The following is a 24,578-nucleotide window of genomic DNA, read 5'->3' on the forward strand; positions in this document are numbered from 1 at the left end:
TTTTTAGTACGCTTCCTGTTACAATAATACAAAATGATCTGCCCGGTTCAGGGATCAGGATCGTACTATTTCTGAGGGTCATCAAAATTAGCCGGACTGTTATCCGCTTTTAATTCCAGGAGCTTTTTAATAAATACATTTAGCCGGCTTCCTCCCTTGATCTTTACAAAATACCGGTCTCTGTAAATGGTGTATTCGGATGCATTGCTTTTGTAAATAACCAGCTTATACCAGGGAATGATCAGACCATAGGTTTCCAGTAAGGAGCGGAATCTCAGAATAATTCCCCCGGGTCTTAATTCAATAGAGCCGCTGTTAATATTATTGTCCAGTATAAGAAGGTTATTGATCTCCGTACTGGAGTCGGTGATAAAGATCTTTGGAGAGCCGATACCTCCCATCTTAAAACGCTCTTTTATACCAAATGCCTTCCCAACCTCGACCTCGGTTTTTTCTTTGATCTGCTTATCGTTATAAGAAAGGTTTAAAAGCATCTTTAGTGTTGTAAATATTCCCCGAATTTAATGAGGTTCCCGTCCAGGTCCACAATGGCAAATTCCCGTATTCCATATGGCTTATCCTCAATGGCGCCTCTCGGATGTACAACCTCTGCAGCCTGCATTTCTTTGTACAAGGTATCTATATCCTGTACCCTGACATAGCAACTGGTATTTTCCGGATGGATCTTATCGTCGCATTTCCAGAAATGGATCTCTACCTTATCTCTCGCGAGCACCGCATAATTCTCGTCCATGTATCCCTGTTTGTCAAATCCCAGCTTGTTCTTATAAAAAGCAACGGTCTTCGCTATGTTAAGAGAAGCCAGTACGGGGATCCCTCTCTGCAAATGTTTCATAGGCAGTGTGATAGTTTTAATTTTCACTAAAATAGTGTTTTCCGTTTTTTTAGCCATAAAGGGGTTCTAAAACTTTGGTGATAATCTGTATCTTTGCAGCTTCAAAATGAGATTCATGGATATTCAGCACTTGTTAAGCGCAAAAGTAAAGGAAGCTTTTTCGTCAATTTTTAATGCCACTCTGGAAACTGTAGAGTTTCAACCCACACGAAAAGATTTTGAAGGAGATATCACGGTTGTGTTTTTTCCAATGTTGAGGGTAGTTAAAGGAAACCCGCAGCAAATAGGGCAGCAGTTGGGAGAATACCTGGTAGAGCATGTTGATGAAGTTGTGCGTTTTAATGTGGTAAAAGGTTTTCTGAACCTGGTGATTGCCGATGAATTTTATTTGAATTTCTTTAATGACATTAAAGACGATGCGGATTTCGGGTCTGTAAAAGTATCTGACGATTCAGATGTGGTTATGGTAGAATATTCTTCTCCCAATACCAATAAACCCCTTCACCTGGGGCATATCCGGAATAACTTACTCGGGTATTCCGTGTCTGAGATCCTGAAGGCAAGCGGAAAAAAAGTATACAAAACCCAGATCATTAATGACAGGGGAATACATATCTGTAAGTCCATGCTGGCCTGGCAAAGGTTCGGAAATGGCGAAACCCCTGAATCTACAGGTTTAAAAGGGGATAAGCTGGTCGGGAACTATTATGTGGCTTTCGACAAGGCCTATAAAGCCGAGATAGAAGAGCTCGTTGCCGGAGGAATGGATAAGAAACAAGCCGAAAAAGAAGCTCCGATCTTACTGGAAGCTCAGCAAATGCTTAGAAAATGGGAATCCGGAGATGAAGAGACCGTAGCTTTATGGAAAAAGATGAACCAGTGGGTATACAATGGCTTTGAGGTAACTTATAAGAACCTGGGAGTTGATTTCGACTCTTATTATTACGAGAGTAATACCTATCTGCTGGGGAAGGATGTTGTGGCAGACGGACTTGAAAAAGGGGTATTCTTTAAAAAAGAAGACGGGAGTGTATGGATAGACCTTAGTGACGAAGGCCTGGATGAGAAGATCGTTCTCAGGGCAGACGGGACTGCGGTTTATATGACACAGGATATAGGAACTGCAATTCAGCGGGTAAAAGATCATCCCGATATCAACGGAATGGTATATACCGTAGGGAATGAGCAGGATTATCATTTTAAGGTTTTGTTTACCATCCTGAAAAAACTGGGATATGACTGGGCAAAACAACTATATCACCTTAGCTACGGAATGGTGGATCTTCCGTCCGGAAAGATGAAAAGCCGTGAAGGGACTGTGGTAGATGCAGACGACCTGATCGTTGAGATGGCGAATACAGCCGGAGAGATATCGGAAGAACTTGGGAAACTTGAAGGTTACTCGGAAGAGGAAAAGCAGTCACTGTATAGAACCATAGGCCTGGGGGCTTTAAAATATTATATCCTTAAGGTGGATCCAAGGAAACGTATCCTCTTTAATCCGGAAGAATCTGTAGATTTTCAGGGAAATACAGGGCCGTTTATTCAATATACTTACGCAAGGATTCAATCTATTCTAAGAAAAGCCGGATTTGATCATTCTCAGAGGATATCTTCGGTTAAGGTTCATGAAAAGGAAAAAGAACTGCTAAAACAACTGCAGTTATTCCCGGAGATCATTCAACAGGCTGCTGCTAATTACAGCCCCGCGCTGATCTCAAATTACACCTATGACCTGGTAAAGGAGTTTAATTCTTTTTACCAGAATGTCTCTATTCTGGGAGCTGAGGATGAAACCGAAAAAGTATTCAGGGTACAACTGTCCAAAAAAGTAGGGGAGGTTATTCAATCTGCTTTCCGTTTACTGGGAGTGGATGTTCCCGAGAGAATGTAGGTCAGAACCGTATTCTGAAACTGAGATTGGGAGTAATTCCCAGTGACTGGCTGTTTACTCTTTGCACACGTTCGTCGGTATCGGTAAGACGGAAATAGGTGTTTATGGTATTTTCTTTATCCAGGACGTTTAAAACCGATGCACTCAGTGTTGCCTGGACATCTTCACTTAACTGGAAATCATATATTGCCGAGATATCGGTTCTTAAAAAATCATCCAGGTTTTCCGCATTGGGGGCTTCGTAATTAATAACCGATGGCACTACTCCTTCGTTTACAGGATCATCCCTGTCCGGAAGGGTAAACGGCCTACCGCTCCTCCATTTGAATCCGACAGCCAGTTTCAGGTTCCTGATCGTATAGGTCCCGGCAAGACTGAGGGAGTGCCTGATATCGGCATTATTCGGAAAACTCGAAGGTACCAGCGTTTCAAAGGTATAATCGTTTTTACCCAATGTGTAACTGAACCAGGTACTGAAACGATTATTCTGTTTGTTAACGAGAAATTCGATCCCCTTTACCCTGTATTCCCCGACCGCATTCTGAAACTGGTTCTGATCAAGAAAACCCTGGCTCCTGGTCGTTATCCCCTCTACTTGTTTGTAAAAGGCATTAGTGCTGATATACCAACCCTTGTAATTATAATCCAAACCTATAGCTCCCTGCTTACTGGTAATAATAGGGATGAGGTTTTCATCAGCGAGGACCCATCTCCTGGTATCTATCCCTAAAAAATCTTCCTGAAGATCGATGATCTGTGAAGTGAATTGACTTTTAAATTCGCCCTGCAGATTGGCAGACAGGGAATTGTTGAGTTTGTGGTTAATATTCAACCGGGGTTCTACGATAAAACGATTGAACTTTTCTGCGTAATTAAGGCGGACCCCTCCCCTGATATAGGTTCGGTTCCTCTTCCAGCTCAATTCGGTAAAGAAGGCATGATTATCCAGCACATCTTTATCCGTCTCGAAAAAACGAGGAAGGTTGATATCTACGGCATTGGTAATCCCGACTTCATAAAACTGGTATCCGCTGTTCAGGAGCAGGAAATCACCGAGCTTCAGCTCTGCGTGCACCTTAAAACCAGTTTCCAGAACCTCATTGTTCTGTTCCAGCCGCTGACCCGACCTGATATCAAAATTTACCGCATCTATATTGTAACGGGTAAAGTAACCGAATACCGAGGTGGTAAAGTTTTCATTCCACTTGCGGTCCCAATGCCCGCCCAAAGCAATATTTTGCTGTTCCAGGGTACTGGTCCTGGTATCCTCTTCTTCCAGGCCGAATTCTTCATAGGACAATTCATTTCGTACATTGATAAAGCTCAGCCTGAGCTCATCTTTGTCGCTGGCATCGAATAATAATTTAGCCGCATAATCGTGAAAGAAGAAATTCTCGTTCCCGGTAACTTCCCGGTCTACGTTAACTCCCTGTTCGGTGATCTCCGTATCCTGGAAGGAACGCTCGAAATACTGGTTAAAGGTGGGGGTGTTTAAAAAATCGGTTACGGATCTTCTTGCCGAAAGCTGGGCGGACCATTTTTCGGCTATAGGGATCTGTGTATAAAAATCGGCACTGATGAGGTTAAAACCGGCGCCTCCCGAAAAAGAAGAGGTAACCTCGTTCTTTGTCCTTATGTCTATAGTACTGGAAACTCCGTCGTTAAAACGTGCACTGGTACCGTTCTTAATAACATCTATCTTCTCGGTCAGATAAGGATTAAATGCCGAAATAAGCCCGAAAAAATGGCCTGTATGGTACATTTTTATTCCATCCCAGAGGATAAGGTTCTGGTCGTGCGTACCTCCTCTGATATTAATATTGGAGATGGTCTCATCTATACTTTCCACTCCCGGAAGGGCCTGAATGGTCTGAAGGATATCCGGATCTGAAAGCCCGGGGAGAATACCGAAATTCTGAGGATAAACGGCAACGGTCCCGTCTACTTCCTTATTGATACCCTGGGTAAGATAATTTACCAGTACCACTTCATCCAACCGCTGGATCTCCGAGATCATAAAAATAATAGGGCAACCTTCTCTTTCGGCAAACCTTCTTGCAGGGACATTAATGGTCTCATAACCGAGGAACTTAATTCGCAACTGCGCATCCAGCGGAACTTCCTTAAAACTAAAAGACGCATTCTGATCGGAAATGGTCCGAAGGGAAGTACCTATCACTTCTATGGAAGCCCCTTCCAGGCCGCTATTGGTGTTAAAATCCTTTATGGAACCGCAGACCTCCCGCAGAATGGTTACCCTGCTAATGGCAATAAAGCGTTTGTCCAGGATACGGTAATCCAGAGAACTTTCTTTTCGCAGGAAATTAAGGGCTTGCTTTAAGGAGCCGAACTGCTCCCTGTTTGTAACTAGAACATCATTAATATCGGCATCCTGATAGGAGAATTTAACGTCGAACTGCTGTTCAATTTTTTGCAGGACGTCCCTTAAGGCTATCTTTTCCGATTTGGTTTGTGAGAGGATTGAGGAAGAAGTCAGCCAGGTAAAAATGAAAAAAAGAGTTTTTAACCTAAGGCTATTCACTATATAAAGTTACTGATTTTTCCTCAATATTATATTTTATTCTAAGTGGTATACAAATCGATTGTAATGCCAGTTCTAAATTGTTATGGGTAAAGCCTCCGCTAAAAAGAAGGTCTTCGTTAATCCCTTCTTTTACAAGGGAAATATCGTATTGTCTTTCCAGTTCATCCAGCACGAACCTCAGCGGAATGCTTTTAAAAGTACTTTCTTTATTTATCCAGTGAGGGGTCATTTCGGAAAGGTCGTTTTCCTGGAACAGTTCGCCGTCAAACATTTTTACACCATCACCTACCGTTAGGGTATTCTCCATATTCCTGTGTATTACCTTAACAATACCTTCGTAACAGCTTACCTCAAAATAACCTTCCCTGCTTTTTACATTAAACTGGGTGCCAACCACCCTTACGATCCCTGAAGAAGTTACGACATCAAATGTTTGTCCTTTAGCTACCTTAAAATAGGCTTCTCCTTTTAGTTGGACTTCCCGTTTTTTATCCCAGGTACTTTTACTGAAATTCATAACGGATTTGGCGTTCAGAATAACTTCTGAATCATCGGGTAAAAGAAAGGTCTTTTGCTCCGCTACCTTGGTAACTATTTCTGTTTCTCTCTGATTTAAAAAGTAATAAGACCCGATAACAATCACAAAAATGGCGGCAACCCTCATCAGTAATTTAACCGGCCGGAATTTGACGACCTTGGATTCGGATTGAGCGGGGATCTTGTCCTGAAGCTTTTTAAACTCTTCCAGTATATTGTAATCAGGACTACCGAGCTTATCCATATGCTCGACAATTTTTGCATAAGAATGGTACTCTTCAGTCTTTTTAAACTCCTGAAGTTCCTGCTCACTGAGTGAGCCTTCCATCCATCTCGCTAAGAAATTTTCCTGATCCATTTTCTTTGACTTTCAATTGTATAACAGCTTAGTTTTAAAAAACCCTACCCTGAGAATTAAATTTTACCGATTTCTTTTCTCAGTGAGACCAGTGCTCCGTGGATCCTTTTTTCTACTGCCTTTACCGATATATCTAAGAGTTGTGCAATCTCCGAGTACTTTTTTCCATCAATCCTGTTAAGTAAAAATGCTTCTCTCTGACCTTCGGTAAGGCTGTTTATAGCGCGTTGCAACTTCTCATCATACTGTTTTTCCTCCATTAAATATTCAGGATTCTCATCCGTATGTGTTCTTTGCGGGCTGTTTTTATAGTTTAAAACCACTTTCTGATGTGCCACTTCATTTAAAAAGAGGTTATTTGCTACTGTATATAAAAATGATTTGGATTTTTCAAAAGAGACGTCTCTGCACTTCTGCCACAACTTGATAAAAGCCTCCTGAACTATGTCTGCGGCTTTATTCTGATCTCCACATTTGTAATAAATAAAATTACGTATGGTAGTAGCATGTTCCATGAATACAGACTGGAAAACTTTTTCTTCACAAACATGCTCTTTGTTGTCTTGCATAAATGGCGTCTAAATCTACTCCTAACAAATTTATTTAAAAAAAAGTTAATATTTAGGTAGGGTTTTTTAATTGTAAACTGTTTTGTTAACAAAAGCATGTTAAACCAAATTTAAACGTATCATGAAAAATGTCATTAAAAATCTAGTGTTAAGTGCCCTATTAATACTAATTACATTTACTTCTTGTCAAGAAGAAATAGACGTAGTAGGTCCGGATACAACAACAGAAGAAAACATACAGGCCAGCTCTGAGACTGCGCAATTGATCACACAAACAACAGCTAATGACGGTTCTTTCGATAATATTATCGACGGATCCAGTTGTATTAATGTTGTTTTCCCGATTACGGTTACCGTAAACGGATTGGAAATTATAATAGATTCACGTATGGATCTTCATATCATTGAAGAGATCTTTGATGAATTTGAAGACGATGAGGATCTTTTGGAGATCATTTTTCCTATCACGATCGTTAACGGTGAGCACGAAGAGATCACTATTAACAACAGAGAAGAATTAGAAGATGTGATCGAGGAATGTATTGAAGGAGGAGATGATGATGATATTGAGTGTATAGACTTTAAATACCCTCTTACTTTCTTCACTTTTGATACCAATAACCAGCAATCCAACAGAGTGGTGGTTGAGAACGACCGTCAGCTTCACAGGTTTTTCAGATCACTGGAGCCCACAGATGTGGTAAGTATTCAGTACCCTGTGACTCTTATACTGTTTGACGGTTCTGAAATTGTAGTAGACAGTAATCAGGAACTGGCACAGGCACTTCGCGAGGCAAGAGAATTATGTGATGAAGATGATGATAATGACTTTAATGATGACGATTTTACCAAAGAACGTCTGGATGCCCTTCTCGTAGAATGCCCATGGGTAGTGAGAGAAGTGAGAAGAAATGATCAGGACAACACCGATCAGTACAGAGAATTTGTAATGTTCTTTAATGAAAACGGAAGTGTTGTGGTTCGCGACAGGAACGGGAATCAGATAGACGGAGAATGGTCTACAAGAGTTACAGACATGGGTGCTCTGTTAACACTGGAGTTTGATGAATTGGTAGACTTCAACCTTGAATGGTTCGTATACGATATCGGAGAAGGAAGGATCAAACTGTTTACCGAAGGAGGAAACAGGATCGTGATGAAACAAAACTGTGATATTGACAATATATCTGTAGAACGTGCCAAGGCATTTTTACAGGAATGCTTCTGGAGAGTAGCAAGACTGGAGATCGATGGAACTGATATGGAGGATGATTATCTGGGAACTCCGTTGAAGTTTGAAGAAGAAGGTGTTGTGAAACTGAGAGTGAACGGGGAATTTGTTACCGGTGAATGGGATGTGCTTCAAACCAATCTTGGATTTGTACTGCAAATGACCTTCGAAGGCAGACCTGAATTGAATCTGTTCTGGTTGATCATCGTCCTTGAAGAAGACAGGATTGCACTGGTAAACCAAAACAGTCAGTTATTACTCAGAAGATTCTGTCCGGATGACATTGACGGAGATGTTAATGAGATCAATGAGATCCTTAATGACGGAGAATGGGAAGTTGCCCTTTACAGTGAAGGTGATCAGGATATGACCGAGGAATTTAACGGATTTGTTATAGACTTCCTTGAGAACGGTGGAGTGTTTGTAGAGGGAAATGGTCAGATCATAGACGGATCCTGGCTGGTTAGAAGAGATGATGGAAAACTGAAGCTTGAATTGAACTTCGGACTGGAACCACCTTTTGATGAGTTGAACGACGACTGGAAGATCGTTGAGGTGAGTGCCAACAGAATTGAGGTGAGAGATATAAGCGGAGGTGACGGTACCGAGCAGGTATTAGTATTCGAGAAATTGTAAAACTTCATATATAGTGTTTTAGGTTTAGTTAGGTTACATTAAACCCCCAAGCCGAGGCAGCTTTTTCCAGGAAAAGCTGCCTCTCTTCTTTTAGGTTAAATGATTGGTATATTGCGATCTAGGGCCTGAAATCAGTGCTTTTAAAAGTCTTTTTACTCTGAAAAAATTAGATAGTTAATCGATTTTTACTATATTAGTGCAGCTAATTCCATTAATTTAAAGCCCTCCAATTATTATTTTTAGCCCCCCATCAGGATAGTTTAACCTAATGCGATTCGCTATGACTCTTAAAAAAGGCCTCCTGATTTTAGTGTTCGCTATTCCTTTTAATCTGTGTAGTCAGGTGGGTATAGGAACCTCAACTCCCGATCCGTCATCCATATTGGATATTAACTCAACAGACAAGGGACTCTTGATACCAAGAATGTCCGAATCTCAACGAAATTCTATTACCAGCCCCGTTGCCGGTCTGATGATCTACCAAATCGATAACAGCCCCGGATTCTATTATTACAACGGAAGCGGCTGGTTCTCTGTTGCTTCTTCCAGCGGAGATAATCTCGGAAACCATACAGCCACACAAACCTTTGATCTATCCGGACAGCAGATCACCAATGCCTCTTCTATGGAGCTTATGGGAACAAGTACTACCGTTTTTGGCTTTAACCGCTTTGATGCAGGAGATACGGCAAACGACCAATTCCGGCTTACCGCCAACGGTACGACCGTTTTCGGGATACTGGGAGATGGTAGGGTAAATACCAGGGGTAATATCCTTATGGTAAACAATGCTACCGTAGATAATATTGATCTATCTGAAATGATTGGTATAACGGGAGCAAATCTCGGTACCTTTTCAGGAAGCACCCTGGCAGACGGCTTGTCGGTCAAGGAAGCCCTGCAGGTGCTGGAAAATGCGGTAGAAGCTGTTTTGCCATCCCAGATCAATGATGAAAGCAAGACCATCGGTAAAAAAAGTCAGACTGCGGCAGAGGCCGAAATAAATACACCAAAATTCTCTGTATACAGGGAAGTAGACCTGAAACCCGAAGCCACCCGTTCTGATGTGGTGGTGAATTTTGACAAAGTAGAATTCGATACTGCAGGAGCTTATATTTCTTCCAATAATAGCTATAAGATCCCTTTTTCGGGCACTTATTTTATTCAGTTTCAGTGCAGAATGGATTATTCTGAGCTGGAAGGGATAGAAGAAGTAAAAAATACGGCTTATCTGAAGCTTTTCAGTAACGGTCGTGAAATATCAAAATCTCCTATTTTGTTTACGCTTTCCGGAGGGGATGCGGCTATTAACCTGTTCAGATCCTTTGAGGAAGGAGACCTTATACAGGCGGTGATCAACATAGGTAGCAGGAATATCCTTATTACCGGTGGCCCAATGAGAAATCACACAACATCTTTTAGCGGATTTATGGTAAAATAGGAGGCAGATATGTCACTTCTCCTCCCTGTTGAAATCCCTTAAAATAATATTCGTTAATACGCATCAAATCATTAAATTTGCACTTTCCTGCCAGAAAGGCAGGGTATTCAGAAAAAGGCAAAGAATATGTTTGATAATTTAAGTGAAAAGCTGGATAAGGCCCTTCACGTTTTAAAGGGGCACGGGCAGATTACCGAGATCAATGTTGCGGAAACGCTCAAAGAAGTACGTAGGGCATTGTTGGATGCCGATGTTAACTTTAAGATCGCCAAATCTTTTACGAACAGGGTAAAGGAAAAAGCTCTTGGAGAAAATGTACTGACTACGCTTCAGCCTGGCCAGTTAATGGTTAAGATCGTTAAGGACGAACTGACCGAATTAATGGGAGGAGATGCTGCCGGGGTAAATTTATCCGGAAATCCTTCAGTGATCCTGATGTCTGGTCTTCAGGGATCGGGTAAAACCACTTTCTCCGGAAAACTTGCCAATTATCTGAAAAATAAAAAAACAAAGAAACCTCTTTTGGTTGCCTGTGATGTTTACCGTCCGGCGGCGATAAATCAGCTGCATGTTGTCGGGGAGCAGATAGGAGTGGAAGTATATTCCGAAGAAGGTAATCAGGACCCTGTAGCTATCGCCAAGAATGCGGTAGCACACGCCAAAAAGAACGGATGCAATGTCGTGATCGTCGATACTGCGGGACGTCTGGCTGTAGATGAGCAAATGATGACGGAGATAGCCAATATCCATAAAGCGATCTCTCCGGAAGAAACACTGTTTGTAGTAGACTCCATGACAGGTCAGGATGCTGTGAATACGGCCAAGGCCTTTAATGATGTCCTGAACTTTGACGGGGTGATCCTTACCAAACTGGATGGTGATACCCGCGGGGGAGCTGCCATATCTATTAAATCTGTTGTAGATAAGCCGATTAAATTCATAGGTACCGGTGAAAAGATGGAAGCAATTGATGTTTTCTATCCTTCACGTATGGCCGATCGTATCCTCGGAATGGGAGATGTTGTTTCCCTTGTGGAAAGAGCGCAGGAACAATTTGATGAAGAGGAAGCCAGAAAACTGCAGAAAAAGATAGCCAAGAACCAGTTTGGCTTCGACGATTTCCTGAATCAGATCCAGCAGGTGAAGAAGATGGGTAATATAAAGGACCTGATGGGAATGATCCCGGGAGCGTCCAAAGCATTGAAGGGAATGGATGTGGATGATGATGCATTTAAAGGTATTGAAGCCATTATTTACTCTATGACCCCGGATGAAAGAAGTAACCCAACTGTCTTGAATGCAAGCAGAAAGAAACGAATTGCCAAGGGAAGTGGTACCAGCATACAGGAAGTAAATCAGCTGTTAAAGCAATTCAATCAGATGAGTAAGATGATGAAGATGATGCAAGGCGGCGGAGGCAGAAAGATGATGCAGATGATGAACCGAATGGGGAGATAATTAAAAAAAGCTAACGGGGACTGTACAAAATACTGTTTTGTATTGTCTGCAGAAATCAGATTATAATGACCATTTTAGACGGGAAAAAAATATCCAATCAGATCAAGGATGAAATAGCAACCGAAGTTGCCAAAATGAAAGAAAGAGGTGAAAAAGTACCTCACCTGGCAGCTGTGCTCGTTGGTAATGACGGGGCCAGCCTTACCTATGTAGGGAGTAAAGTAAGAGCCTGTGAGCGTGTTGGATTTGAATCGACTCTGGTTAAAATGCCGAATACCACGTCGGAGGTGGAACTGCTGAATAAGATCAAAGAACTAAATGAAGACGATAATATAGACGGCTTTATAGTTCAGTTACCATTACCTCCTCAGATTGATACCCAACAGGTGCTTATGGCTGTCGATCCTGATAAAGATGTTGATGGATTTCACCCTACCAATTTCGGAAAGATGGCTTTGGATATGAGTACTTTTATCCCGGCTACTCCTTTTGGGATCCTGGAACTTCTGGACAGATACGGAGTAGAAACCAAAGGAAAACATACGGTGGTTATCGGAAGGAGTCATATTGTAGGCCGACCGATGAGTATTCTGATGGGAAGAAAAGGATTCCCCGGGAATTCAACGGTAACCCTGACCCATAGCCACACCAAAAATATTACGCAGATCACTTCTCAGGCAGATATCATTATTTCGGCTTTGGGAGTACCTAATTTCCTGAAAGCAGAGATGGTAAAGGATGATGCGGTAATCATAGATGTAGGGATTACCCGTGTAGCGGATGATACCAAAGAAAAGGGATACTGTATCTGCGGGGATGTAGATTTTGAGAATGTAAGCAAAAAAGCAAGCTTTATAACGCCTGTTCCGGGAGGAGTAGGGCCGATGACTATTGCAATGCTTCTGAAGAATACGCTCCTGGCAAGAGAACGCCATCGCAGTAAATAATATTGATAAAAAAAACCGGAATGTGCATTCCGGTTTTTTTATGCGCTGAGGTGACTCCCTAATTGATAGGAACATCATCTACCCTGGATTCCAGTGCAGCCTCCACAGTGTTGGATATATTTTCAAAAAGATCGTAACCGGTCAGATTCTCAATGGCATCAACAGAGGTTCTGAAACTGCTCCAGGAAGTGCTTATTCCCTGATCGTTGGGAATATTAACGGCAATTACCCTGGTGGAAGTACTTACTCTGTTAATATCGTTGGTACCGTTAGGTAGTACAAGAATGACCTTCCAGAAAGAATCGGGAACTGTTATGTTTCCGTTATCTATAGTAGAGCTGAAACCATTTCTACCGGTACCGCCGCTTCCTGCAACTCCCGAAATAATATGTAATTCATTCCCTTCACGAATAAGTTCTCTGCAGTAATTCTCAAGGCTGGCCCAGCTACGCTGGTTGTTATCCGGAGCCTGAGGCGCAATATTGGTCATAAAAAATGTATTGGCATTTGCCGCATCGCTATAGGTTCTGTCTGCAGAAGGACAAATATGCCCTCTGTCGAAACCGGATCCTGTATAATCGCTGGTTGTTGCTCTGAAGAAATTAGAGGGGAGAGAAGTATCCTGTCTGAAACAGTTACATCTCGGGCTGTCGCCTGTCCAAGCTGTGCTGAGATGCCAGCTTACCCAGTTGGGTGTTCCCCTGCTATTGTTATAGGAGAGGGTGTAGTCATCTCTGGATAAAAAGTAATTATTGGAATTGGAAGTTCCCGCATCCGAAGGATTTCCAAAAGTAAGATTACTGTCCTGTGCCGCTGTTCCCGATCCGCCACCCGATGAGGTTGTGATCTCTATGTTATCGATATTGATCCTGTTGGATCCGCCACTGGTTTTGTAGACTCCGTAACGTACCGCACGGGTTTCATTTACTTCAAAAGTTACGGTATTCAGGGTAGTGGAAGTTGTGTTTACAGTTTCGCCCACATAATACCAGGAAGCGCCGTTATCAAAAGAAGCAATCAATCTCCAGGAAGAAGAACCATCGCTCCCGTATTTGGCATGTCGTACACTTACCGAAGTAGCTCCGTTATCCATATTAAATTGCATAATGGCATAACCTGTGTTCCTGATCCTGGAAGAATAGGAACCGAACTTTCTGTCGTTAGACAGAGAACCAATTAAGGCATCGTCCAGATACCAGCTTCCGGAAGAAAGATTTACGGATGCTCCGGCATAGGAAGATTTAGATCCTGTTTCGAAAGTCTCTGTAAAACCTGTCGATCTCTCCGTGCTGTGGTTGTGGTCGTGAGGCCCCTGGTTGTCATAATGCCTGACATCAGAACTGATGCTGCCCTGAATACTGATTGGATTGACTCTTGCTTCCTCTTCTGTAATTAACTCGTTGTTATTACTACAACTGTAGATAAATACCAATGAGAAAACATAAAAAACTACTGTTTTTAGTTTAATAAATTTCATAAGTTGATAATTTGTGTTAGTGATAACACAAAGCAAATGAATTTGATAGAGAAAGAGATTAATTTAAGGTTATGAAAATAAACATAGGAAATAGCGAATTTTCAACTCCCTGATTCAGAGGGAACAAGCTTATTTTGCAAATAATTGATCCATATTTTTGAAGGACTTGAATTCAAGGGCGTTACCTGCCGGATCCAAAAAAAACATAGTAGCCTGCTCTCCGGGCTGACCTTCAAAGCGAATATAAGGTTCAATAACAAAGGAAATTCCTTTAGACCTCAGATCATCTGCAAGCTGATAAAAAGTTTCCCATTCCAGAACCACCCCGTAATGAGGTACGGGAACATTTTTTCCATCTACTGCATTGTGATGTAAGTCTTCGGTTTCGGACTTCGGTTTGTAGTGAATGACCAGCTGATGTCCGAAAAGATTAAAATCTACCCAATGATCACTGCTCCTTCCTTCTTCACAACCCAGAACTTCTCTGTAAAAGCTACGGCATTCATCTAAATTATGTACCGGAATGGCAATATGAAAGGGAGAGACAGTATTCATGATCTATTGGATTTACAGGATAAAAATAGTGAAATCTGCTTAACAAAAACAACCGCTTTTATGTTAAAACAAACAACCGGCCAAACGTAAGGAATGCGTATGAGCAAGGACTATTCTCTTGATATCAGGTTTTTTATGATGAATCGTATAAAAAATATTGTTTTGATCCTTTCACTTATGGGACTCTTGAATTCCTGTAAGCTGGCGGATCTTCGTACTGCTGAACTCAGGAGCGCAGAAAACGAACATATATCCAGAGAGGAAAAGGGAAAAAGTTTGCTGGAAAATGCGGTGATAAAACACGGTTTTGACAAACTGGCCGGAGCGGAGACCTATGAAGTAATAATGAAGGATAGGTGGAAGGGCTTTGCCGGAAAACTGGGAAATGTCTGGCCTGTAAATAATAAACGTATTGCTTTGCGATTTACTCCCTTGAGCTTCGATGGTCAGATAGAGGTGCTGGAAGGAAGGAAAAAAGGAACCATATGGGGGCTTCAGTCCTGGCAGGTATACAAGATTGACAAGGAAGGAAAAGTATTGCTGAAAAATAAAAAGAGGGTGGCTTTCGGTCTGGCTGCATTTCATTACCTGTTTGAAGGACCTAAAAGATTGAGCAATGCACCCCTGATCCGCTATACCGGAAAAGGAAGCTTTAACGGGAAAGATTACGATAAGGTATTTGTATCCTGGAGCGAGGAACCCAGCAAAGAGCATGACCAGTATGTGGTCTGGATTGAGGAAAAAAGCGGCCTTGTAGGCCTGATAGACTATACCGTAAGAGATAATTTTCTTCCGTCTCCCTCCAATATCTATGCTACCCTGGTTTTAGATGATTACCGTAATATAGACGGAATAGTATTCCCTTTTAAACAAACTGCTCAGTTAAACGGCCCTAAAGAAAACCCGAAACGTTTTATACATCAGATGATCGTTGAAAAACTGAGTATAAATACATATCCGAGAAAAAAACTGTATCCGATAGAACACCTGAAGGCATCCGGAGACAGTAAACCCGATCAGTAAAATTTTATTTGAAAATAGCAGGCGGTTTCCTGGCGAAATCTGCTGCTGTGATCTCGTTTCCGTTAATGGTAGTGGTATCCCAGTCCTGGGTTATTTTCCATTGTCCGTCCACTTTTTTCAGAACAATATGGAACTGGCCGTAAACAATGCTTTCCTTTCCATTTGTACGAAACCCGATCCGGTAAAAACCTACTTCATAGGAAGTGTCTTCATTGGTATGCCTGCTGTCAAACCAGAAATCGAGTTTTATCTCAGTTCCGCTCTCCTTATTTTGCCTGAAGCGGGTAAGGTTCTGGCCTTTAAATTCATTACCCGTATCTATTTTCTGAGGAGTAACCCTCAGTACTTCTTCTGCATAGGTGGCGTTGAGTTTTTCGGCATCGGCATTTTCAAAAGCTTCTTTAAAAGGCTTCCACACCTGTCGGTCGATCTCTTTCTGGATGGTTTCAGTATCCTGTGCTCTTAGAGAACACAGGCTTAACATTGCTGTAAAAAGGAGGAAATATCTTTGCATTCCGTATTTGATTTTAGAACTCAAAGATATAACGCAAAAACTTTAATCTTCTTTTCTGGTACAACTAATTTTCCAGGTTGGGTATACAATGGTTTCATCGGTACTTACCCATTCCCCGATCCATTTATAACCTTTGTTACTGATGTCGTAAAATGTCAGGCGGTAAAAACCTTCCATCCCGTTCGGAGCTTTCTGCTCCCGGTAGAGTACGATACTGCCTATATCTGTTTTTCCTCCTTCCCATGAGGGCAGGTTATTGACGGCAGATACAGACGAATAATAGTGTACATACCATTTTAAACTGTCGGTATTGAATTGCCGGATACTGCCCGAATGTCTTCCGTCATCTTTGAGGGTTTCATCCTGAACAGCCATTCCGTTCATAATATATTTGAACCTCCAGGTCATTTTACCAGGTCCATTCCAGTTACCGTCTGCTTTTCGGGTTTCCGAAATACAATCGCATTCTCCGATCAGGGGAGCAAAATCTTTTAATTGCTCCGGAGCTTTCGGGTTCTTCTGCCCAAAAGGAAATGCTTCCGAGGCTTCATAAGAATAGTTTTGAGCACTTATACTGCCAATGATAAGAATGGCAAGGATACATAAGAAATAACGTTTCATAGCTTGTATATAAATGATTGATAAAGGCAAATAAGAGATAAAGTGCAGCTAATCCTAGGGTTTTGCAGGGAAGCTGCCTTTTTTTGCAGTAAATTTTATGGGTTATGCCCGGACAGCCTGATCCTTGTTCGAGGAAAAATAATTTTTGATTTCTTTTATACGGCTTTTGGCAATATCTATTTCATCCTTGTAATTCAGGATCAGCCTTGGCGGCTCCGAAAGCTTTAGTTCGGTAACTTTATGCATATTTACAACCGCCTTGCGGTGCACTCTTAAAAAGCCGTCAGAGCTCAATTGTTTTTCAAGTAATTTGAGGGAACTTCGCATAGAATAGGCATGCTTTTCTGCGGTATGGACCTTTACACAATAATCATCGGCCTCGATCCAGTGGATATCCTCCAGGGGGATGATTTTAAATTTATTCCCCACTTTTACCTTCAACACACTGGTATTATCACTAAAAGCACGGTGCTTTAATTCGTTGTACAGATTCTGATGTTCTTTTTTAAAAGAGCTTAGCTTAAGCACTTTGGTCTCCAGTCGTTGTTTTATTACTACGAGGTGGGCGCAAATGGTAATGGCAACATAGGCCAGTGTAAAAACAGGGGCTTTCTGAAAAATATAGAAAACAATATGTTCTCCGAACAGTTCCCATGAAAATGCCTGCCCGCTCAATAATATCTGTACGAGCGAAATGATCAGGATGTTGAGGATCACTAATCCGAAAATACAGGCCGAATAAAAGAGGAACAACCTTATTTTCAGGTCCTCGCTTCTCAGGGATGTTTTTGCAATATGGGAGAGTAGGGGAATGCTTAGTAAAAGCCAGATGATCCACCGGTATAACTGTCCTCGTAATAGTAACCAGAAAGATACCTCTTCTCCGTCTGAAAGGTCAAAATACGCTATGTAGAAATCCTGTTGGAAAGCCTCAAAGATGATGAGGAAAGCAACAGTACCGAAAAGGATACTCAGAAAATATCTGTTCTTTAAAATTTCCATAGGATCTAAATTGAAGCCATTGAAAGTTAAGGGAATAAAAGCAGATTTTAAAATTCCCTGGCCTAAATGTGAGCTTCTATAACTTTATGCGTGAACCAGAAAATCCATGATATGATCAAAAACTTCCTGATGCTGAAGGGAATGATCGGATTTTTCTGTTTTGATAAAAGTTGAGTTTTCCCAGTTCCGGTGAATAGCTTCCGATTCACTTACCGGAGCAATGGTGTCCGTAGTATCGTGAATGATCAACCCTTTTTGTTTTACCTGGCGGGCAAAAGACGCTACCGAAAAACCTTTAAAGTCAAAACCGAAACGTTCGAAAAACTCACTTTCAAGTTCTTTCATGATCCTGGGCTTGAGATTCAGGATATCCTGATAGTCGTTCATGATCCGTGATAATTCTGAAGGAGCTCCCAGGATTACCAGTTTTTTTACCGAAGGATCAGGAGAACGGTACTGATTGTAAACCGTGGTCATTCCGCCTATGGAATGCCCGATAATGATCTCAGGTTTATACACCTCTATAGCTTCCAGGAGGCACAAATGGTACAGGGGAACGTTGAGGTGCTTTCCTTCCGAGTCCCCGTGGGCAGGAGCATCTATGGAAATAATATTGTAGTCCTCTTTTTTGAGTTCTTTAATGAGTTTTCTCCAGCGAAAACTATTGCTCTCCCATCCGTGAACCAGCAGGATGGTCTTGTTTTTACCATTCCACCGGTAAGTTTGTATCCTGAATTTTTCCTGAGACAGTACCTGGTCTTTAGCTTCTTCCAGAAAAGGGCTCTGATGCGGTAATACATTTCCTTTCCTGGGTGTGCAAAAAATATAAAAAGCCTTGAGTACGGCCTTTTTCGGAGAAACCAGAGAAAGCAGGTTGAGATATTTACCGACAATAACCGGCAGATAACGATTGATCAGCTTTTTCATTCGGCTTCCCGGTTTACGGATTCTATGGAAAAAGCCGGAAGGCATATGGCAATATATTCACATTCCTCATCAAACGGGTTAGAGTATTGTACCCGGGTATCTTTTTCTATTTTGATAGATTCTCCCGCCTGAAGAACCACGGTCTCTCCCTCAATGATGAATTGTTTTTTTCCTCTGATGATCACGGTGTACTCTTCAAATTCAGGCGTCTGAAAAGGTTCACTCCAGCCAGGGGGAGCAACCATATGTGCAATACTGATCTGACTGTTGCCATCGGAAGCCCGCCCGAAATGCTCCTCAATAAGTTTCCCGTCCTGGGTCGGAACTACAAAGGGAGATCTTTGGATGTGAAATTTTTTGCTCAATATTCCTAGTCTTTTTACTATTCGACATTTTCCCAGCCCAGCATAAAATATTTAATCTTGGCATCATCGGGGATTTGAACCGCTTCAATTTTAGCGCTGAGATTAAAGCGAACCTCTCCGGGAAGTTCCTCGCGATCTATAGTGAAATAAGCATCTATCTCATTCACAAAAACAATTACATTGTTTAATGTACCTTCTATCTTGGAGATCTTATAATTGCCCTTTATATCCTTAAAAGTACTGTTCAGGGAAACTCCTTTTGCGGTGGTATACCTCTCATCATGAATAATGATATTCCTGGGGGTTCGAATACTGTCTTTGGAGGAAGAGGGAGTAATGGTCAGCAAGTGTTTGCCTCCCTTTTCGAATAATTGATATTTGTCGCTGTTTGCAAACTGATAATCTCTTCTGCCTTCTTCTTTAACCAGAGAATCTGTGCTGTAGAGTTCTTCCAATGTACTTACGTCTGTCTCAGTTGTTAAAGCCCCGACCTGTCCTTCGGAAATTAAAAAAGGATCCGGTTTACTGGAACAACTACTTAATATTAGGGCTCCCAAAACAAAAGATAATGTATACTTCTTCATGTAATTCTATTAAAATATATAGTTAGGTTTATTTCATTACTTTATTTAAAATACCGAGTACTCCCCGTATAAAGGTAGCACTGGTAAGTACTTTTACCACCGGGTTCATCCTGGTACTCCTGCGCCTGGAAGTACTTCTGGTCCTGGTGCTTCTGCGACTTTCCTTTTCCAGTTTTTCGCGCTCCATCCTGGCTTTTTCCTTAGCCTCTTCGGCTTCGGCTTTTTCTATCTTTTCATTCAGCATTTCGTAGGCACTCTCCCTGTCTATTATCTCATTGTATTTTTTGATAAGGCCCGATTTCCCGATGGTTTCTTTTAATTCTGCATCGGTCAATACGTCCATTCTGCTCATCGGAGCTCTCAGCATGGTGGCTGCCAGCGGTGTTGGCCTCCCTTTTTCATCAAGGGCAGAGATAAGCGCTTCTCCTATTCCCAGAGAAGTAAGGATCTCGGTAGTATTGTAATAGTCGGAGAGCGGATAGTTTTCAGCCGTAAGTTTAATAGCCTTTCTGTCTTTGGCCGTAAACGCACGAAGCGCGTGTTGTACCTTAAGCCCTAACTGAGATAATACGGCATCCGGAACATCAGTAGGGTTCTGGGTTACAAAATAGAGCCCAATGCCCTTAGACCTGATGAGTTTTACAATGCTCTCTATCTGATTGATCAATGCTTTTGATGCTTCCTTAAAAATAAGATGTGCTTCGTCTATAAATAAGATCAACTCCGGCCTGTCACTGTCTCCCTGTTCCGGAAAAGTAGAATATATCTCGGCAAGCAGGCTCAGCATAAAAGTAGAGAATAGTTTGGGCCTGTCCTGAATATCCGTCAGGCGGATAATATTGATATAACCTCTTCCATTCTCGTCAATCCGTACCAGATCGTCAACATCAAACGATTTTTCTCCGAAGAAAAGATCAGCACCTTGCTGTTCCAGCTCGATGATCTTTCTCAGGATAGCTCCGGTAGAAGCTGTCGAAATACGACCATAAGACTCTTCGAATTCCTTTTTCCCTTCGCTGGTGGCGTATTGTAGTATTTTTTTAAAATCCTTCAGATCAAGTAAAGGCATTTTATTGTCATCACAATATTTGAAGATAACCGCCAGAACTCCTTCCTGAGTTTCACTGAGATCCAGGATGCGGGATAGCAGTACCGGGCCGAATTCGGAGATAGTAGCTCTCAGACGAACTCCTTCCTGTTCGGACAGACTCATTATTTCTACAGGAAAGTCTTTAGCTTCGAAAGGAAAACCGATCTTCTCATGCCGCTCATCTATTTTCGGATGCCCGGGGCTCGGTTTTGCAATTCCGCTTAAGTCGCCTTTCAGGTCCATTAACAATACGGGGATCCCCTTATCGGAAAGATTCTCTGCAATAACCTGAAGGGTTTTGGTTTTTCCCGTACCGGTTGCTCCTGCAATAAGTCCGTGCCTGTTAAGGGTTTTAAGAGGAACTTTTACATATGCATCGGTAATGGTCTCCCCCTCCAGCATGGCGGCTCCCATGGTAATAAAATCACCTTTGGTAGCATAGCCTTCGTTAATGTGATCGAAAAAAGCTTCTTTTTGACTCATCTGTATTAAATTTGGATAAAAATAAGTTAATTTTAGTCAACATGAAAAGTCATATTAAGAAATCAAAGTTTAAGTTTTCAGCCTTTTTAGCAGCCCTTTTACTGATATCCTGTAACCCAGCTCCCAAGGAGATCGTATTTCATCCCTCTCATCTGGAACAAAAACAAAACGCACCTTTTAGCGATGCGGTAGATGCTAACGGATTCCTGTTCCTTGCAGGTCAGATCGGATTTGATTACAACAAGAACAGTCTGGCAGAAGGTGGAATTAAAGCAGAGACAAGACAATCCATAGAAAATATAAAAGCCGTCCTGGAACATCATGGCCTGACTCTGGACCATATTGTAAAGTGTACGGTGATCCTGAGTGACATTAATGATTTTTCTGCTTTTAATGAGGTATACACTCAGTATTTTACCAAAAAACCTGCAAGAACGACTTTTGCAGCAAGCGGCCTGGCAAGAAATGCCAAAATAGAGATAGAAGTACTGGCTGTCAGGCAATAAACAGCTTCAATAATATTTTGAGATTTGTTTTTTATTTCGGGAAATCCGTTACGGATTTCCCTTATTTTTAAGAAAAAAAATAAAAGACTGTCAACAAAAAAAGAATAATTATAATTCAGTAAAATGAAGAAATAATTGCATAAAAATCAAAAAACCTTCTCTTTTTAGAGAAGGTTTTCAATAAAATAATATAGGGGGGCCATAATATTTTATTTTTTTTAGTCTATCTAAATTCAGGACAAATCAATTAAACGAGGATTTAATTTCCAAATTTTTTCTAAAAAAATCGATAAAGTGAACATTTTTTAGATAAATAATATTAATCTGTTTAACAATGAAGTAAATAGATTATTTGAAAACATCAACGGTATTGAGGTGACAGATTTTTCTTTTAATAGAGGGTTATTTGTAGTATAAAGCAATATTCAAAAGATGGGGCTAATGAAAAATATCATTGTATCTTTGCCGAATGATTAAAGAGGAAGTACTTGCATTGGTCGATAAGGGAGAAATGCTCCCCCTGATGGAAGAATTTTATACCATTCAGGGAGAAGGATATCACAAGGGAACAGCAGCCTATTTTATAAGAGTAGGTGGCTGCGATGTGGGATGCCATTGGTGTGATGTTAAGGAAAGCTGGAATGCCGATACACATCCGCCTACTTCTATTGAACAGATCTCGAACAATGCAGCTGCTTATTCCGATACCATCGTAATTACGGGAGGAGAGCCGCTAACCTGGAATATGGATCCTCTTACCCAAAGTTTAAGAGATAAAGGTTTAAAAACGCATATAGAGACTTCCGGAGCCTATGAGCTTAGCGGAGTTTGGGACTGGATCTGTCTCTCTCCGAAGAAATTAAAGCTTCCGCTTCCGCGGATCTACCGGGAAGCGAACGAACTGAAAATGATCGTGTATAACAAGAGCGATTTTAAATTCGCTGAAGAACAGGCCGCAAAGGTAAATGAGGATTGTATCCTTTACCTTCAGCCCGAATGGAGCAGGTGCGATAAAATGATCCCTGAAATTGTTGAGTATGTAATGAAGAATCCGAGATGGAAAGTATCATTACAAACGCACAAGTACCTGAATATTCCCTGATCTTTTTTGTTACCTTCCACCGTTACCTCTCAGATCAGCAATACAAAGAGGATCGAGTAAAGGTACCCTGTTACCAGCCATCATTTCCATCATTTGATCAGCCGTACCAAATTCAAGAGAAGCTCTCATTAAACAACCGGGTACATTACAATGACCTCCGTTTTCTTCATCCAAGTGATCGGAAAGTAAAGGAGTACCCACATCAACCAACCCCATAATATGGGCATATTCGTGATGCATCACGGCAGTTTCAACTGTAGTCAGACTGATGCCCAGATTATTGTTAGTCCCTAATCTTCTTATAGTTCTTTCGTAAAAGACCAGTGAAGTATTTCTGTAAGCTGTTCCCAGGGTAACACTTGTATCCGAATCGTTAACGGAAGGAGCATCCGCAAAGAACATAAATACAGCTATTTCATTTCCGTTGTTAAATTGAGTTCTCACCTGGCCTTCTATTTCAGCAATTTCGCGGACAGAGTATTCGTCATCTTCATTATCCGGCGGAGCGATCTCTCTCATAACAACCCTTACTCCATCCGGTTTAAAAGTGCGTTCTTCAATAAAATCAACTAAATTCTCAACCGATTGAGCACTGGGAGCAAAACCTCTTACCGAAACAATTTCCACTACTACTCTGGTAAAATTCTCGTCAGATAACAGATCGCGTGCAGATTCGCCAAGTCCCTGAAGATTGGGTGTCCTGTCTACCCGTTCGTTATTACCCGCATCTTCGTCAGCTACTTCTTCGGAAAGCGGAGTTTCTTCTATTGAGACGGAATCATCATCATTTGAACAGGCAGTTATTAGTATAACCAAAAACAGGCCCCACAGAAGGGCTGAGACATATTTCTTCATTTCCATAATTTCTTTTTTTTATTACCGGGACAGCTTATTCTGTCCTATTAATATTAACGAAATAAGTTTTTGGTCGGTTTTAAAAAAGATGGAAAAATAAGAGGGAATTATGTAATTTCTTTATAATTATTTCCCTCCGTTAGCCTGCAAATCAGCTATGCAAAGTGCATCGAGTACCGGAACTTCATCACCGGTCATCATGGTCATTGCACCTGTTGCAAAATCTATCTGAGCCTCCATCAGGCAATTAGGTACATTGCAGTGATTGCCGTTTTCGGCATCCAGGTGATCCGACTGCAGGGGAGTGCCTAAATCTACAAGACCAAACAAATGGGCCATTTCATGATTAAGGACACCGGTCTCTATAGTTGGAATGGTTACCCCGAGATTGTTATTGGAAAGTTGAAGGATACTGCTCTGATAAATAACTATGGATGTATTTCTGAAAGCAGCACCAAGGACTACCGAATTACCACTGGAATTTTCAGATGGCGCATCTGCAAAGAACATGAACATTGCCAGTTGATTTCCGTCGTTATAGAGGCTTCTGTGTTCTTCTTCGATGGCAGCAATTTCCTGAATGGTAAATTCGTCATCTCCCGTATCAGGTATTTCGGTAAACTGCACCTCAATACCACCGGGTTTGAAGGTACGTTCATCAATAAAATTTATAAGATTGTTAATGGAAGTTTGAGAAGGTCTGAAACCTGTTACAAAAACAATATCGATAACGAGGCTGTTAAAATTTTCCTGGGTAAGGAAATCACGGGCCGAGCTTCCCACAGGTTGAAGATTTGCGGTTCTGTCTACACTTGTGTTTGGTGTGTCGGCCTGATCATCACTTCCTGAACATCCTGCCAGTAGAAAAACAAATAAACAACTTAGTAAGAAAACAATCTTTTTCATAATGCATTTTATTATAGGTTAAAGCTTTAGACGCGTTTTGTTTAATTGTATAACAGCTTAAAAACGAAAAACCCTAAAATAACGTATAATTTATGA

General features: G+C 41.4%; 24 protein-coding genes. 8 read left to right on the forward strand and 16 right to left on the reverse strand.

Annotated features, from left to right (window positions below; genetic code table 11):
* Nucleotides 1-65: 65 nt before the first annotated feature.
* Both GWK08_RS17380 and GWK08_RS17385 read right to left on the reverse strand, forming a co-directional pair.
* Nucleotides 66-494 carry a hypothetical protein gene (locus tag GWK08_RS17380; protein ID WP_163608521.1) on the reverse strand — a complete coding sequence of 143 codons (429 nt, stop codon included), beginning with the start codon at nt 492-494 and terminating at the stop codon, nt 66-68.
* Between the two features lie 2 nt (nt 495-496).
* On the reverse strand, nt 497-913 hold the full coding sequence (locus tag GWK08_RS17385) for a bleomycin resistance protein (RefSeq protein ID WP_262887822.1): 417 nt from the start codon (nt 911-913) through the stop codon (nt 497-499).
* Nucleotides 914-971: 58 nt separating this feature from the next.
* Here GWK08_RS17385 and argS point away from each other — a divergent pair, with 58 nt between their 5' ends.
* Nucleotides 972-2,750: an arginine--tRNA ligase gene (argS, locus tag GWK08_RS17390; RefSeq protein WP_163608523.1), complete on the forward strand. Its 1,779-nt coding sequence runs from the start codon at nt 972-974 to the stop codon at nt 2,748-2,750.
* 1 nt (nt 2,751) lies between these two features.
* Here the strand turns inward: argS and GWK08_RS17395 are convergent, their stop codons facing one another.
* From GWK08_RS17395 to GWK08_RS17405, 3 genes are read right to left on the reverse strand one after another with little or no spacing between them, the layout of a single operon-like run.
* Nucleotides 2,752-5,292: a TonB-dependent receptor gene (locus tag GWK08_RS17395; RefSeq protein WP_163608524.1), complete on the reverse strand. Its 2,541-nt coding sequence runs from the start codon at nt 5,290-5,292 to the stop codon at nt 2,752-2,754.
* Nucleotides 5,285-6,190 (reverse strand): FecR family protein, encoded by a 906-nt coding sequence (locus GWK08_RS17400; RefSeq protein WP_163608525.1) that lies wholly within the window; start codon nt 6,188-6,190, stop codon nt 5,285-5,287. The genes GWK08_RS17395 and GWK08_RS17400 overlap by 8 nt, the downstream gene beginning before the upstream one ends.
* Nucleotides 6,191-6,246: 56 nt before the next feature.
* Nucleotides 6,247-6,759: an RNA polymerase sigma factor gene (locus GWK08_RS17405; protein WP_163608526.1), complete on the reverse strand. Its 513-nt coding sequence runs from the start codon at nt 6,757-6,759 to the stop codon at nt 6,247-6,249.
* Nucleotides 6,760-6,880: 121 nt separating this feature from the next.
* On the opposite strand from GWK08_RS17405, the gene GWK08_RS17410 reads away from it, so the two are divergent.
* The 4 genes from GWK08_RS17410 (at nt 6,881) to GWK08_RS17425 (ending at nt 12,472) form a co-directional block, all read left to right on the forward strand.
* Nucleotides 6,881-8,626 carry a hypothetical protein gene (locus GWK08_RS17410; RefSeq protein ID WP_163608527.1) on the forward strand — a complete coding sequence of 582 codons (1,746 nt, stop codon included), beginning with the start codon at nt 6,881-6,883 and terminating at the stop codon, nt 8,624-8,626.
* Between the two features lie 280 nt (nt 8,627-8,906).
* The gene (locus GWK08_RS17415) at nt 8,907-10,067 is read left to right on the forward strand and encodes a hypothetical protein (protein WP_163608528.1); all 1,161 of its coding nucleotides are present in this window, start codon (nt 8,907-8,909) and stop codon (nt 10,065-10,067) included.
* A 126-nt stretch (nt 10,068-10,193) separates the two neighbouring features.
* A complete protein-coding gene (ffh, locus tag GWK08_RS17420) occupies nt 10,194-11,525 on the forward strand; it encodes a signal recognition particle protein (protein ID WP_163608529.1) in 1,332 nt (443 codons plus the stop codon).
* Between the two features lie 65 nt (nt 11,526-11,590).
* Complete coding sequence (locus GWK08_RS17425; protein WP_163608530.1) at nt 11,591-12,472, forward strand: bifunctional 5,10-methylenetetrahydrofolate dehydrogenase/5,10-methenyltetrahydrofolate cyclohydrolase; 882 nt, start codon at nt 11,591-11,593, stop codon at nt 12,470-12,472.
* A gap of 58 nt (nt 12,473-12,530) precedes the next feature.
* Here the strand turns inward: GWK08_RS17425 and GWK08_RS17430 are convergent, their stop codons facing one another.
* Both GWK08_RS17430 and GWK08_RS17435 read right to left on the reverse strand, forming a co-directional pair.
* Nucleotides 12,531-13,949 (reverse strand): DNA/RNA non-specific endonuclease, encoded by a 1,419-nt coding sequence (locus GWK08_RS17430; RefSeq protein WP_163608531.1) that lies wholly within the window; start codon nt 13,947-13,949, stop codon nt 12,531-12,533.
* Nucleotides 13,950-14,078: 129 nt separating this feature from the next.
* Nucleotides 14,079-14,504 carry a VOC family protein gene (locus GWK08_RS17435; protein ID WP_163608532.1) on the reverse strand — a complete coding sequence of 142 codons (426 nt, stop codon included), beginning with the start codon at nt 14,502-14,504 and terminating at the stop codon, nt 14,079-14,081.
* Between the two features lie 99 nt (nt 14,505-14,603).
* Here GWK08_RS17435 and GWK08_RS17440 point away from each other — a divergent pair, with 99 nt between their 5' ends.
* The gene (locus tag GWK08_RS17440) at nt 14,604-15,527 is read left to right on the forward strand and encodes a hypothetical protein (protein WP_163608533.1); all 924 of its coding nucleotides are present in this window, start codon (nt 14,604-14,606) and stop codon (nt 15,525-15,527) included.
* A 4-nt stretch (nt 15,528-15,531) separates the two neighbouring features.
* Here GWK08_RS17440 and GWK08_RS17445 read toward each other — a convergent pair whose 3' ends face one another.
* The 7 genes from GWK08_RS17445 to GWK08_RS17475 form a co-directional block, all read right to left on the reverse strand.
* Nucleotides 15,532-16,041: a YybH family protein gene (locus GWK08_RS17445; protein ID WP_163608534.1), complete on the reverse strand. Its 510-nt coding sequence runs from the start codon at nt 16,039-16,041 to the stop codon at nt 15,532-15,534.
* A 42-nt stretch (nt 16,042-16,083) separates the two neighbouring features.
* Nucleotides 16,084-16,662 (reverse strand): hypothetical protein, encoded by a 579-nt coding sequence (locus tag GWK08_RS17450; RefSeq protein ID WP_163608535.1) that lies wholly within the window; start codon nt 16,660-16,662, stop codon nt 16,084-16,086.
* Between the two features lie 102 nt (nt 16,663-16,764).
* Nucleotides 16,765-17,664 carry a LytR/AlgR family response regulator transcription factor gene (locus tag GWK08_RS17455; RefSeq protein WP_163608536.1) on the reverse strand — a complete coding sequence of 300 codons (900 nt, stop codon included), beginning with the start codon at nt 17,662-17,664 and terminating at the stop codon, nt 16,765-16,767.
* 84 nt (nt 17,665-17,748) lie between these two features.
* Nucleotides 17,749-18,591 carry an alpha/beta fold hydrolase gene (locus tag GWK08_RS17460; protein WP_163608537.1) on the reverse strand — a complete coding sequence of 281 codons (843 nt, stop codon included), beginning with the start codon at nt 18,589-18,591 and terminating at the stop codon, nt 17,749-17,751.
* The gene (locus GWK08_RS17465; protein ID WP_163608538.1) at nt 18,588-18,956 is read right to left on the reverse strand and encodes a cupin domain-containing protein; all 369 of its coding nucleotides are present in this window, start codon (nt 18,954-18,956) and stop codon (nt 18,588-18,590) included. Before GWK08_RS17465 ends, GWK08_RS17460 begins: the two co-directional genes overlap by 4 nt.
* A gap of 17 nt (nt 18,957-18,973) precedes the next feature.
* Entirely contained in the window at nt 18,974-19,540 is a 567-nt protein-coding gene (locus GWK08_RS17470) for a hypothetical protein (RefSeq protein ID WP_163608539.1), read from the reverse strand.
* A 28-nt stretch (nt 19,541-19,568) separates the two neighbouring features.
* Nucleotides 19,569-21,113 carry a helicase HerA-like domain-containing protein gene (locus GWK08_RS17475; protein WP_163608540.1) on the reverse strand — a complete coding sequence of 515 codons (1,545 nt, stop codon included), beginning with the start codon at nt 21,111-21,113 and terminating at the stop codon, nt 19,569-19,571.
* 41 nt (nt 21,114-21,154) lie between these two features.
* Between GWK08_RS17475 and GWK08_RS17480 the strand changes: the two genes are divergently transcribed.
* Nucleotides 21,155-21,619, forward strand: coding sequence for a RidA family protein (locus tag GWK08_RS17480; RefSeq protein ID WP_163608541.1), 465 nt, complete (start codon nt 21,155-21,157; stop codon nt 21,617-21,619).
* A 469-nt stretch (nt 21,620-22,088) separates the two neighbouring features.
* Entirely contained in the window at nt 22,089-22,721 is a 633-nt protein-coding gene (locus tag GWK08_RS17485; protein ID WP_163608542.1) for a 7-carboxy-7-deazaguanine synthase QueE, read from the forward strand.
* A gap of 9 nt (nt 22,722-22,730) precedes the next feature.
* Here GWK08_RS17485 and GWK08_RS17490 read toward each other — a convergent pair whose 3' ends face one another.
* Entirely contained in the window at nt 22,731-23,582 is an 852-nt protein-coding gene (locus tag GWK08_RS17490) for a hypothetical protein (RefSeq protein WP_163608543.1), read from the reverse strand.
* A 120-nt stretch (nt 23,583-23,702) separates the two neighbouring features.
* On the reverse strand, nt 23,703-24,482 hold the full coding sequence (locus GWK08_RS17495; protein WP_163608544.1) for a membrane metalloprotease: 780 nt from the start codon (nt 24,480-24,482) through the stop codon (nt 23,703-23,705).
* Nucleotides 24,483-24,578 lie beyond the last annotated feature (96 nt).

Source organism: Leptobacterium flavescens (assembly GCF_010671605.1).
Classification (GTDB): Bacteria; Bacteroidota; Bacteroidia; order Flavobacteriales; family Flavobacteriaceae; genus Leptobacterium; species Leptobacterium flavescens.

Bases quoted from the DNA above. Each gene is read 5' to 3' on its own strand.
- GWK08_RS17380 (WP_163608521.1), bottom strand. From the start codon at position 494: ATGCTTTTAAACCTTTCTTATAACGATAAGCAGATCAAAGAAAAAACC.
- GWK08_RS17385 (WP_262887822.1), bottom strand. From the start codon at position 913: ATGGCTAAAAAAACGGAAAACACTATTTTAGTGAAAATTAAAACTATC.
- argS (WP_163608523.1), top strand. From the start codon at position 972: ATGGATATTCAGCACTTGTTAAGCGCAAAAGTAAAGGAAGCTTTTTCG.
- GWK08_RS17400 (WP_163608525.1), bottom strand. From the start codon at position 6,190: ATGGATCAGGAAAATTTCTTAGCGAGATGGATGGAAGGCTCACTCAGT.
- GWK08_RS17405 (WP_163608526.1), bottom strand. From the start codon at position 6,759: ATGCAAGACAACAAAGAGCATGTTTGTGAAGAAAAAGTTTTCCAGTCT.
- GWK08_RS17410 (WP_163608527.1), top strand. From the start codon at position 6,881: ATGAAAAATGTCATTAAAAATCTAGTGTTAAGTGCCCTATTAATACTA.
- GWK08_RS17415 (WP_163608528.1), top strand. From the start codon at position 8,907: ATGACTCTTAAAAAAGGCCTCCTGATTTTAGTGTTCGCTATTCCTTTT.
- ffh (WP_163608529.1), top strand. From the start codon at position 10,194: ATGTTTGATAATTTAAGTGAAAAGCTGGATAAGGCCCTTCACGTTTTA.
- GWK08_RS17425 (WP_163608530.1), top strand. From the start codon at position 11,591: ATGACCATTTTAGACGGGAAAAAAATATCCAATCAGATCAAGGATGAA.
- GWK08_RS17430 (WP_163608531.1), bottom strand. From the start codon at position 13,949: ATGAAATTTATTAAACTAAAAACAGTAGTTTTTTATGTTTTCTCATTG.
- GWK08_RS17435 (WP_163608532.1), bottom strand. From the start codon at position 14,504: ATGAATACTGTCTCTCCCTTTCATATTGCCATTCCGGTACATAATTTA.
- GWK08_RS17440 (WP_163608533.1), top strand. From the start codon at position 14,604: ATGAGCAAGGACTATTCTCTTGATATCAGGTTTTTTATGATGAATCGT.
- GWK08_RS17445 (WP_163608534.1), bottom strand. From the start codon at position 16,041: ATGCAAAGATATTTCCTCCTTTTTACAGCAATGTTAAGCCTGTGTTCT.
- GWK08_RS17450 (WP_163608535.1), bottom strand. From the start codon at position 16,662: ATGAAACGTTATTTCTTATGTATCCTTGCCATTCTTATCATTGGCAGT.
- GWK08_RS17455 (WP_163608536.1), bottom strand. From the start codon at position 17,664: ATGGAAATTTTAAAGAACAGATATTTTCTGAGTATCCTTTTCGGTACT.
- GWK08_RS17460 (WP_163608537.1), bottom strand. From the start codon at position 18,591: ATGAAAAAGCTGATCAATCGTTATCTGCCGGTTATTGTCGGTAAATAT.
- GWK08_RS17470 (WP_163608539.1), bottom strand. From the start codon at position 19,540: ATGAAGAAGTATACATTATCTTTTGTTTTGGGAGCCCTAATATTAAGT.
- GWK08_RS17475 (WP_163608540.1), bottom strand. From the start codon at position 21,113: ATGAGTCAAAAAGAAGCTTTTTTCGATCACATTAACGAAGGCTATGCT.
- GWK08_RS17480 (WP_163608541.1), top strand. From the start codon at position 21,155: ATGAAAAGTCATATTAAGAAATCAAAGTTTAAGTTTTCAGCCTTTTTA.
- GWK08_RS17485 (WP_163608542.1), top strand. From the start codon at position 22,089: ATGATTAAAGAGGAAGTACTTGCATTGGTCGATAAGGGAGAAATGCTC.
- GWK08_RS17490 (WP_163608543.1), bottom strand. From the start codon at position 23,582: ATGGAAATGAAGAAATATGTCTCAGCCCTTCTGTGGGGCCTGTTTTTG.
- GWK08_RS17495 (WP_163608544.1), bottom strand. From the start codon at position 24,482: ATGAAAAAGATTGTTTTCTTACTAAGTTGTTTATTTGTTTTTCTACTG.